Source organism: Streptomyces hydrogenans, from assembly GCF_014656075.1.
GTDB classification, from domain to species: domain Bacteria; phylum Actinomycetota; class Actinomycetes; order Streptomycetales; family Streptomycetaceae; genus Streptomyces; species Streptomyces hydrogenans.
In genome coordinates this window covers 22,565-32,173 of record NZ_BNBS01000092.1, presented here as the reverse complement: position 1 = coordinate 32,173, position 9,609 = coordinate 22,565, and the positions used below count along the sequence as shown (strand labels likewise).

8 protein-coding genes are annotated in these 9,609 nt (G+C 72.5%); 2 read left to right on the top strand and 6 right to left on the bottom strand.

Annotation, left to right across the window (positions count from 1 at the left end; translation table 11 throughout):
• Positions 1–151: 151 nt before the first annotated feature.
• From IE321_RS29930 to IE321_RS29920, 3 genes are all read right to left on the bottom strand, one after another.
• The gene (locus IE321_RS29930; RefSeq protein ID WP_190225195.1) at positions 152–355 is read right to left on the bottom strand and encodes an acyl-CoA carboxylase subunit epsilon; all 204 of its coding nucleotides are present in this window, start codon (positions 353–355) and stop codon (positions 152–154) included.
• 26 nt (positions 356–381) lie between these two features.
• Complete coding sequence (locus IE321_RS29925; RefSeq protein WP_043232727.1) at positions 382–1,965, bottom strand: acyl-CoA carboxylase subunit beta; 1,584 nt, start codon at positions 1,963–1,965, stop codon at positions 382–384.
• Between the two features lie 205 nt (positions 1,966–2,170).
• A complete protein-coding gene (locus IE321_RS29920) occupies positions 2,171–2,680 on the bottom strand; it encodes a hypothetical protein (protein WP_190225194.1) in 510 nt (169 codons plus the stop codon).
• Positions 2,681–2,925: 245 nt separating this feature from the next.
• On the opposite strand from IE321_RS29920, the gene IE321_RS29915 reads away from it, so the two are divergent.
• Both IE321_RS29915 and dnaN read left to right on the top strand, forming a co-directional pair.
• Complete coding sequence (locus IE321_RS29915) at positions 2,926–3,537, top strand: YceI family protein (RefSeq protein ID WP_043219965.1); 612 nt, start codon at positions 2,926–2,928, stop codon at positions 3,535–3,537.
• Between the two features lie 238 nt (positions 3,538–3,775).
• Positions 3,776–4,885 carry a DNA polymerase III subunit beta gene (gene dnaN / locus IE321_RS29910; protein ID WP_190225193.1) on the top strand — a complete coding sequence of 370 codons (1,110 nt, stop codon included), beginning with the start codon at positions 3,776–3,778 and terminating at the stop codon, positions 4,883–4,885.
• Positions 4,886–4,894: 9 nt separating this feature from the next.
• Here dnaN and IE321_RS29905 read toward each other — a convergent pair whose 3' ends face one another.
• From IE321_RS29905 to IE321_RS29895, 3 genes are all read right to left on the bottom strand, one after another.
• Positions 4,895–6,253, bottom strand: a complete 1,359-nt coding sequence (locus IE321_RS29905) for a hypothetical protein (RefSeq protein ID WP_190225192.1) — start codon at positions 6,251–6,253, stop codon at positions 4,895–4,897.
• 54 nt (positions 6,254–6,307) lie between these two features.
• Positions 6,308–7,939: a citramalate synthase gene (gene cimA / locus IE321_RS29900; RefSeq protein WP_043219959.1), complete on the bottom strand. Its 1,632-nt coding sequence runs from the start codon at positions 7,937–7,939 to the stop codon at positions 6,308–6,310.
• Positions 7,940–8,223: 284 nt separating this feature from the next.
• Complete coding sequence (locus tag IE321_RS29895) at positions 8,224–9,579, bottom strand: MFS transporter (RefSeq protein ID WP_190225191.1); 1,356 nt, start codon at positions 9,577–9,579, stop codon at positions 8,224–8,226.
• Positions 9,580–9,609 lie beyond the last annotated feature (30 nt).

The window sequence follows — 9,609 nt, the reverse complement described above, 5'->3', positions numbered from 1 at the left end:
CGGACGCCAAGAGCGCGCTCATCACCCTCGTCGAGCACGCCCTCATGGCCCGCCTGCGGTAACCGTCCCGACGGGTCCGTCGGTCGCGCACCACGAAGAAGGGCCCCCGCTCCTCGAAGGAGCGGGGGCCCTTTTCCGTGCGTTCCGGGCGTCAGCGCCAGCTGTGCGGGGTGCGGAAGCCGCCCTCGCGCTCCAGGCGGCGCCAGTCGGCGGCGGTGCGGCCGTGGTGGGCACGGGCCGGCTCGGGCTGCGCGGCGGCGCGGGCGAGCAGGACCGCGGTGATGGCGGCCAGCTCCTCGGGGTCGGCGTGGCCCTTCTCGACGCGGAGAAGGTTGGCTGTGGCAGGCGTGGTCACTTCGGTGGACTCCTTCGGACCGGGTCTTACTGCGGCGGGTTGCCGTGCTTGCGGGACGGCAGGTCGGCGTGCTTGGTGCGGAGCATGGCGAGGGACCGGATGAGCACCTGGCGGGTGTCGGCGGGGTCGATGACGTCATCGACGAGACCGCGCTCGGCCGCGTAGTACGGGTGCATCAGCTCGGCCTTGTACTCCTTGACCATGCGGGCGCGCATGGCCTCGGGGTCCTCGGCCTCGGCGATCTGCTTGCGGAAGATCACGTTGGCGGCGCCCTCGGCGCCCATGACCGCGATCTCGTTGGTGGGCCAGGCGTACGTCAGGTCGGCGCCGATCGACTGGGAGTCCATGACGATGTAGGCACCGCCGTACGCCTTGCGCAGGATCAGGGAGATCCGGGGCACGGTGGCGTTGCAGTAGGCGTAGAGCAGCTTCGCGCCGTGCCGGATGATTCCACCGTGCTCCTGGTCGACGCCGGGCAGGAAGCCGGGGACGTCCAGAAGGGTGATGATCGGGATGTTGAAGGCGTCGCACATCTGCACGAAGCGGGCGGCCTTCTCGGACGCCTCGATGTCGAGGACGCCGGCGAGGGACTGGGGCTGGTTGGCGACGATGCCGACGACCTGGCCGTCGAGGCGGGCCAGCGCGCAGATGATGTTGCGCGCCCAGCGCTCGTGGACCTCCAGGTAGTCGCCGTCGTCGACGAGCTCCTCGATGACCTTGTGCATGTCGTACGGGCGGTTGCCGTCGGCGGGCACCAGGTCGAGCAGGACGTCGCCGCGGCGGTCGGCCGGGTCCTCGGAGGGGACGGTCGGCGGGTTCTCGCGGTTGTTCTGCGGGAGCATCGACAGGAGGTAGCGGACCTCGGCGATGCAGGTCTCCTCGTCGTCGTACGCGAAGTGCGCGACGCCGGAGGTCTCGGCGTGGACGTCGGCGCCGCCGAGGCCGTTCTGGCTGATCTCCTCGCCGGTGACCGCCTTGACGACGTCCGGGCCGGTGATGAACATCTGCGAGGTCTCGCGGACCATGAAGACGAAGTCGGTGAGGGCGGGGCTGTAGGCCGCGCCGCCGGCGCACGGGCCGAGCATCACGCTGATCTGCGGGATGACGCCGGACGCCTTGGTGTTGCGCTGGAAGATGCCGCCGTAGCCGGCGAGGGCGGAGACGCCCTCCTGGATGCGGGCGCCGGCGCCGTCGTTCAGGGAGACCAGCGGGGCGCCGGCCGCGATGGCCATGTCCATGATCTTGTGGATCTTGGTGGCGTGGGCCTCGCCCAGCGCGCCGCCGAAGATCCGGAAGTCGTGGGCGTAGACGAAGACCGTGCGGCCCTCGACCGTGCCCCAGCCGGTGATGACGCCGTCGGTGTACGGCTTCCTGGCCTCCAGGCCGAAGCCCTGGGCGCGGTGCCGGCGGAGCTGCTCGACCTCGTTGAAGGAACCCGGGTCGAGGAGCAGCTCGATGCGCTCGCGCGCGGTCAGCTTGCCCTTCGCGTGCTGGGCCTCGGTCGCGCGCTCGCTGGGGCCGGCCAGTGCCTGCTCGCGCAGGACGTGCAGTTCGGCGACGCGGCCACGTGCGTCGGTGGGCTCGCTCGGGATCTCGTCGACAAGGGTCATGTACCGACCCTACGAACTCGACCAAGGAAACCCCGCCGTCGACTCCGTACAGTCTCGCGTGTCGATTCCTGGTGGGGACGGACAGAACCGGGGGGCCGTGGGAGCGAGTCCACAGCCAGGAGGCCCCTTTGATTGTGGAGGTCTCACAAAAGCCGGGCGCGGGCCTCCGGATGACGGGGGCCCGCGCGCGCTGTCGGCGTGCGGTTCAGCAGCCGCCGCAGTTGTAGAAGGTCACGTCCCAGTGGTTGCCCTCGTCGGCGTAGACGTTGCCGGCGCCGGACTTCCACTGCGGGGCGCCGTCGCCGCGCAGGCCGATGTAGGTGAACGTGTTCTTGACGTAGTTCGTGACGCAGGTGCCCTTGGCGAAGTCGAGCTTGTAGCCGTTCCAGTGCGAGTAGGTGCCGCTCGCGTGGCCGGTCTCGGTGCCGCCGGTGATGTTGAGGGCGCAGCCGCTGGCGCTCCTGAGGGTCTGGGCGCCCTGGGCGGTGGCGAGGTTGAGCTGCTCGAAGGAGGTGCAGGTGGGGTTGGAGCGGTCCGAGCAGCCTCCGGAGGAGGACCAGGTGATGCCGGAGGAGCGGAACATCGAGGTCGCGGTGGCGTGGCTGATCTTGGTGACCGCGTGGGCCTCGCCGGCGGCGGTGAGGGCGCCGAAGCCGGGTGCGAAGAGGGCGCCGAGGACGAGGGCGACTGCGGTGAGGACGGAGCGGAGCTTCACGGGGATTGCCTCCTGCGGGGGTCCGTGACGGGTGGGGACGGCTGTGCAGGTGGTGCTCGTCGCGCAGGGAGATGGTGCCGTAGTTCTACGCGCGTCCGCCAGAGGGCCTCGGCGCTTTCGCGGGGCCGTTCGGATGAACCTCGGGAGTAGATGTTGAAAGTTGAACGGAATGGGGTTACAGTCATTCTCGTTGAAGGTTCAACAACACTCCGCCTTCGACGACACCCCCCGACAAGGAGCACGCCATGGGTCTCTTCGGCCGCAAGAACACCGAGTCCGCCACCACCACCGCCACCCTCCCGGTGGACCCGGCCCTGGCCGCCCTGACCGGCGACTACACCATCGACGCCGCGCACAGCAGCATCGGCTTCACCGTCCGCCACGCCATGGTCACCAACGTCCGCGGCTCCTTCGGCGAGCACGAGGGCTCCCTGAAGCTGAACGGCAGCGACCCGTCCGCCTCCAGCGCCACCATCGACGTGAAGATCGCCTCCATCGACACCGGCATCGGCGACCGCGACAACCACCTGCGCAGCGGCGACTTCTTCGACGCCGAGCAGTTCCCGCTGATGAGCTTCCGCTCCACCGAGGCGGCCCAGCTGGGCGGCGACAAGTACCGCGTCACCGGCGACCTGACCATCAAGGACGTCACCAAGCCGCTCTCCATCGACCTGGAGTTCAACGGCACGGCCACCGACCCGTACGGCAACGAGCGCGTCGGCTTCGAGGGCTCCGCCGAGATCCTCCGCTCCGAGTGGGGCCTCACCTGGAACGCCGCCCTGGAGACCGGTGGCGTCATGGTCAGCGACAAGGTGAAGCTGAACTTCGACATCTCCGCGATCAAGAACGCCGCCTGACCCTCCCCCGGGTTCCCCCGGCCAGGACGCCGAGCGCGCCCGCCCTCCGCGACCCCCCGCGGACGGCGGGCGCTCGGCGTACCCGGACCGGGCCGGGCCCGCGCGCGGCGGGCACACGCACCGTCGGCCCCCGCGCGCACCCTTCGGCACCCGCGCGCCCGGCGACACACGCGCACCCGCCCGCCCGCGGCCGCGCGCGTCGACGCCGTTGTCAGAGGCGGCCGTTAGCGTCGGCGCCATGGAGATCCACATCGACAGTGCCGTGCTGGCCGAAGCCGTCGCGTGGGCCGCGCGCGTGCTGCCCGCCCGCTCCCCGATGCCCGTGCTCGGCGGGCTGCTCCTGGAGGCCGGTGACGACGGCCGGCTGAGCGTCTCCGGGCTCGACCACGAGGCGTCCGCGCGCGTCGAGGTCGACGCCGCGACCGAGGTCCCGGGCCGCGCCCTGGTGCTCGGGCGCCGACTGCTCGACATCTGCAAGGTGCTTCCCCCGGGGCGCACCGCGCTGACCGTCGAGGACTCCCGGCTCTCGGTCACCTCGGGCGAGGTCCGCTTCGGCCTCTCGCTGCTGCCGCTCGACTCCTACCCGGCCGCCCCGGCGCTCCCGCCGGTCCTCGGCGAGGTCGACGGGGCCGCCTTCGCCGAGGCCGTCGGCCAGGTCACGGCGGCGGCCGGCCGGGACGACTCGCTGCCGGTCCTCACCGGGATACGGCTCGCGCTGGACGGTTCGGTGATGACCCTGGCCGCCACCGACCGCTACCGCTACGCGGTCCGCACCCTGGAGTGGTACCCGGGCCTCGGCGCGGCCCCCGCCGAACCCGCCGACGTGGTCGTCCCGGCCCGGCGCCTCGCCGAGACCGCCCGCTCCCTCGCCGGCGAGGGCCGGACGAGGATCGGGCTCGACGCCCACTCGATCGGTTTCGAGCGGGCCGGCCTGCGCACCACCGCCCGGCTGCTCGACGGCCGGCTCCCCCGCCACGACAAGCTCTTCGCCCTCGGCGATCACGCGGTGGCGGTCACCGGCCGGACCGCGCTCGTCGAGGCCGTGAAGCGGGTCGCGGTGGTCGCCGAGGGCGACAGCCCGGTCCAGCTCGCCTTCGAGGGCACGGCCCTGCACCTGCGGGCCGGGTACGAGGACGACGTCGCCTCCCAGCGGCTGTCCGCCACCCTCGACGGCGCCGCCGCGCTGACCGTCGCCTTCAACCCCGGCTACCTGCTGGACGCCCTGACCCGCTTCACCGCCGAGGACGTCCGCCTCCACCTGCTCGGCCCCGGCCAGCGCGCCCTGCTGACCGACGGCGCCGACGGCCACCACCGCCACCTCCTGATGTCGGTGAAGCCGCTGGTCTGACGCGGGCCGTCAGAAGCCCCCGCCGCCGTCGAAGCCGCCGCCGCCTCCGAAGTCGCCGCCTCCGAACCCGCCCCCGCCGTAGTCCCCGCCGCCGAAGTCGGTGCCGCCGAAGCCGCCGTCCCCGCCGAAGTCCCCGCCCCCGAAGTCGCCGCCGCCGTACTCCGCGGCGTAGGCGGGGGTGGAGAGGGCGGAGCCGAGCATGGTGCCGACGAGCAGGCCGGGGAGGAGGCCGCCGCCGAAGTAGCCGCCCGCCCAGGGGCCGTAGGCGGGGCCCGCCTCCCAGTAGGGGCGGCGGCCGGAGTCGGTCTCGACCGTGCGGGCGTGGGGGTCCTCGCCGTCGTCGAGGCGGGCCGCGTCGGCGGCGCAGACGGGGACCTCGCGGGAGGCGCCGCCGGCCGGGGTCCAGGTGCGGTCCTCGGTGGACGGGCCGTGGCGCGGGTCGAAGAAGCACGGGGGGCGCCGCTCGGGCAGCGGGCGGGAGGCGCGGCGGGCGTCGAGGACCGCCAGGGAGTAGCGGCCGTCCTCCAGCGCCCGGGTGACCCCGCGCACCTCGTGCGGCTGCCGCACCCCGCCCATCAGGGACTTCGCCCGGTCGTAGGAGTCGAGGGCGGCCTCGTAGTCGGCGCGCATCGCCTCGTCGGCGCCCGCCTCCGCGGGGTGGAAGTCGAGACGTTCCAGCTCCTCGCCGAAGGCGGTGATGTCCTCGTCGACGACCACCCGCAGCTTCTCCAGGGCGGCCCTCTCCTCCGCCTCCCTCCGCTTCCGCCGGCCGCGCACCACGGCGTAGGCGGTGGTGCCGCCGACCGCGGCGACCGCGGCGAGGGTGACGAGTCCGGCGACCGGGACGCCGGAGTCGGAGGAGGCGCCGCCGGGCCAGGCGGCGGGCGCGGAGCCGCGCATCGCGGGGAGGGCCTGGTCGGCGAAGGCGTTCAGCTCGGTGACGGCGTCGGCGCCGGGCCGGTCGGCGGTGGCCACCATGTTGCTCACCGCGCCGGCCGACAGCACGCGGGTGTCGGCCTTGGCGGCGAAGTCGTCGCCGAGCCGCACCGCGTACACGCCGGCGATGCCGGTCTGGGCCCGCAGGTTGTCGATGAGGCCCTCCGGCGGGTACTGCGCGCCCTCCGGCAGGACGGCCACGAACAGGGGCTTGTCCGCGTCCTCGATCTTCTGCGCGAGGGCGGCCGCGTCGGCCGCCGAGAGCTGGTCGGCGGCGCCCGGGTCGACGTAGACGGGGCCCTGTCTCAGGGCGGCGGCCGCGTCGGGGACGCCGGTGGCCCTGGCACCCGCCGACGCGGGGGCCAGGGCCAGGAGCAGCAGGAGGATCAGCCCGGCGAGGGCCGACCACACCGAAAACGCCCTGGTCCTCATGGTTCGAAATTACCCGAATGGGCTCGAACTAGACATACCTGGGCGAGAACGGTGTCATTCCGCGGGATCGACCCCGGCCCGCAGCAGCCCGTAGGTGAAGGCGTCCTCGATGGCCTGCCAGGAGGCGGCGATCACGTTCTCGCCGACGCCGACCGTGGACCACTCGGTGTTGCCGTCGCTCGTGGTGACGAGGACGCGGGTGGTGGACTCGGTGCCGTGCCGGCCTTCGAGGATGCGGACCTTGTAGTCGACCAGCTCGAACTTGGCGAGCTGGGGGTAGATCCGCTCCAGGGCGACCCGCAGCGCGCGGTCGAGGGCGTTGACCGGGCCGTTGCCCTCGGCGGTGGCGAGCATCCGCTCGCCCTTGGCCCAGAGCTTCACAGTGGCCTCGTTGGCGTGGGTGCCGTCGGGGCGGTTCTCGGTGATCGCGCGCCAGGACTCGGTGCGGAAGTAGCGGCGGGCCCGGCCCTCGGCCTCGGCGCGCAGCAGCAGCTCGAAGGAGGCGTCGGCGGCCTCGTAGGTGTAGCCCTGGAGCTCGCGCTCCTTGACCCGCTCGACGACCCGGGCGACGAGCGCGCGGTCGCCGCCGAGGTCGACGCCCAGCTCCTTGCCCTTGAGCTCGATGGAGGCGCGGCCGGCCATGTCGGAGACGAGCATCCGCATGGTGTTGCCGACCAGCTCGGGGTCGATGTGCTGGTAGAGGTCGGGGTCGACCTTGATGGCCGAGGCGTGCAGCCCGGCCTTGTGGGCGAAGGCGGAGACGCCGACGTACGGCTGGTGGGTGGAGGGGGTGAGGTTGACGACCTCGGCGATGGCGTGCGAGATGCGGGTCATCTCGGCGAGGGCGCCGTCGGGGAGCACCCGCTTGCCGTACTTGAGCTCCAGGGCGGCGACGACGGGGAAGAGGTTGGCGTTGCCGACCCGCTCGCCGTAGCCGTTGGCGGTGCACTGGACGTGGGTGGCGCCCGCGTCGACGGCGGCGAGGGTGTTGGCGACGGCGCAGCCGGTGTCGTCCTGGGCGTGGATGCCGAGGCGGGCGCCGGTGTCGGCGAGGACGGTGGCGACGACGGCCTGGATCTGGGCGGGGAGCATGCCGCCGTTGGTGTCGCAGAGGATGACGACGTCGGCGCCGGCCTCGTGCGCGGCGCGGACGACGGCCTTGGCGTAGTCGGGGTTGGCCTTGTAGCCGTCGAAGAAGTGCTCCATGTCGACGAAGACCCGGCGGCCCTGGGAGGTCAGGAAGGCGACGGTGTCGCGGACCATCTCCAGGTTCTCGTCGAGGGTGGTGCGCAGGGCCAGTTCGACGTGCCGGTCGTGGGACTTGGCCACCAGGGTGATCACCGGGGCGCCGGAGTCGAGGAGCGCCTTGACCTGCGGGTCGTCGGCGGCGGTGCCGCCGGCCCTGCGGGTGGCGCCGAAGGCGACGAGCTGCGCGTGCCGGAAGGTGATCTCCTGGCGGGCGCGGGCGAAGAACTCGGTGTCCCGCGGGTTGGCGCCGGGCCAGCCGCCCTCGATGAAGCCGACGCCGAACTCGTCGAGGTGCCGGGCGATGGTCAGCTTGTCCGCGACGGTGAGGTTGATGCCCTCACGCTGGGCTCCGTCGCGGAGCGTCGTGTCGAAGACGTGGAAGCTGTCGTCGGCCGGGCCGGCGCCCGGACGGGGGCTCTCGCCGTTCTCGGTGGTCATGACTGTGTTGGCTCCTGTCGGATGTGGCTCCGGAAGGTATGGATCCACTTGCCCCCATTCTCACGCGCGGTCCGTCTCCGGCGTGGGTGGGGCCGGAAAACGAAAAAACCCCTCGCGGGTGCGAGAGGTCTGCGCGCGGGTCTGGGGCACGATGGCCGCCGCCGCGGGGGTGGGGTCCCGGGGATCAGCGGTCACTGCGGACCGGCGCGCTGCTGCCCATAATCATCGTGGTAGCAAGCACGCCCGCAGTGTGCCACAGGCCCGCGCGGCGCAGGACACGGATCTCACGATGCGGAATCCACGGCGGCACCGGTCTTCCTGGCCGGCGGTACGGGGCCGGGCGCGGCGGCGGTCCCCTCTGCGGTGCCGACCCGGGCCAGGTCGATGTCGCGGGTCTCCCGCATGGTCAGGTAGACGATCAGCGAGACGGCCGCGCAGCCCGCCACGTACCAGGCGAAGCCGGACTCGACGCCGGCGTTCTTGAACCAGAGGGCCACGTATTCGGCGGTGCCGCCGAAGAGGGCGTTGGCGATCGCGTACGGCAGGGCGACGCCGAGGGCGCGGATGCCGGTGGGGAACAGCTCGGCCTTCACGCAGGCGTTGATGGAGGTGTAGCCGGTGACGACGAGCAGGGCGAGGAGGGAGAGGCCGAGGGCGGGCCAGAAGGAGTCGGCGCGCTTCAGCAGGGTCAGGATCGGCACGGTGAGGAGGGTGGAGCCGACCGCGAAGCCGATGAGGAGGGGGCGGCGGCCGATCCGGTCGGAGAGCCGGCCGGCGAGCGGCTGGAGGCAGGCGAAGACGATGAGGGCGCAGAAGGAGACGAGGGTGGCGGTCTGCTTGGGCAGGCCGGCGCTGTTGGAGAGGTACTTGGTGAGGTAGGTCGTGTACGTGTAGTAGGCGAGGGTGCCGCCCATGGTGAGCGCGACGACGAGGAACGCCTCGCGCCGGTGCGCCCACAGCGCCTTGAGGGTGCCCTGCTGGCCGCGCGCGACCCCGGTGTCGGCGGTCTCCTCGTACACCTCGGTCTCCAGCATGGTGCGGCGCAGGTAGAAGACGACGGCGGCGCCGAGGGCGCCGATGACGAAGGGGACGCGCCAGCCCCAGGCGTGCAGGGCCTCGGTGGACATCGTGTGCTGGAGGACGATCAGCAGGCCGAGGCCGAGGACCTGTCCGGCGGTCATGGAGACGTACTGGAAGCTGGAGGCGAAGCCGCGGTGGCCGGGGGCGGACGCCTCGGTCAGGTAGGTGGCGCTGGCCGCGTACTCGCCGCCGACGGAGAGGCCCTGGAGGAGGCGGGCGACGAGGAGGACGGCGGCGCCGCCGTAGCCGGCGACGGCGTAGGTGGGGGCGACGGCGATGAGCAGCGCCGAGGCGGACATGAGGGTGACGGTGAGGGTGAGGGCGGCCTTGCGGCCCTTCCGGTCGCCGACCCTGCCGAGGAGCCAGCCGCCGACGGGGCGCATGAAGAAGCCGACGGCGAAGATGCCGGCGGTGTTCATGAGTTTGGCGGTGTCGTTGCCCTCGGGGAAGAAGGCCCCCGCGAAGTAGACGGCGAAGCTCGCGTACACGAACCAGTCGAACCACTCGACCATGTTGCCCGCCGAGCCGACCCAGATCTTCTTCCAGTGCTCTCGTCCCATGGCCCGGAACCGTGCCGGAGGGAGCCGCCG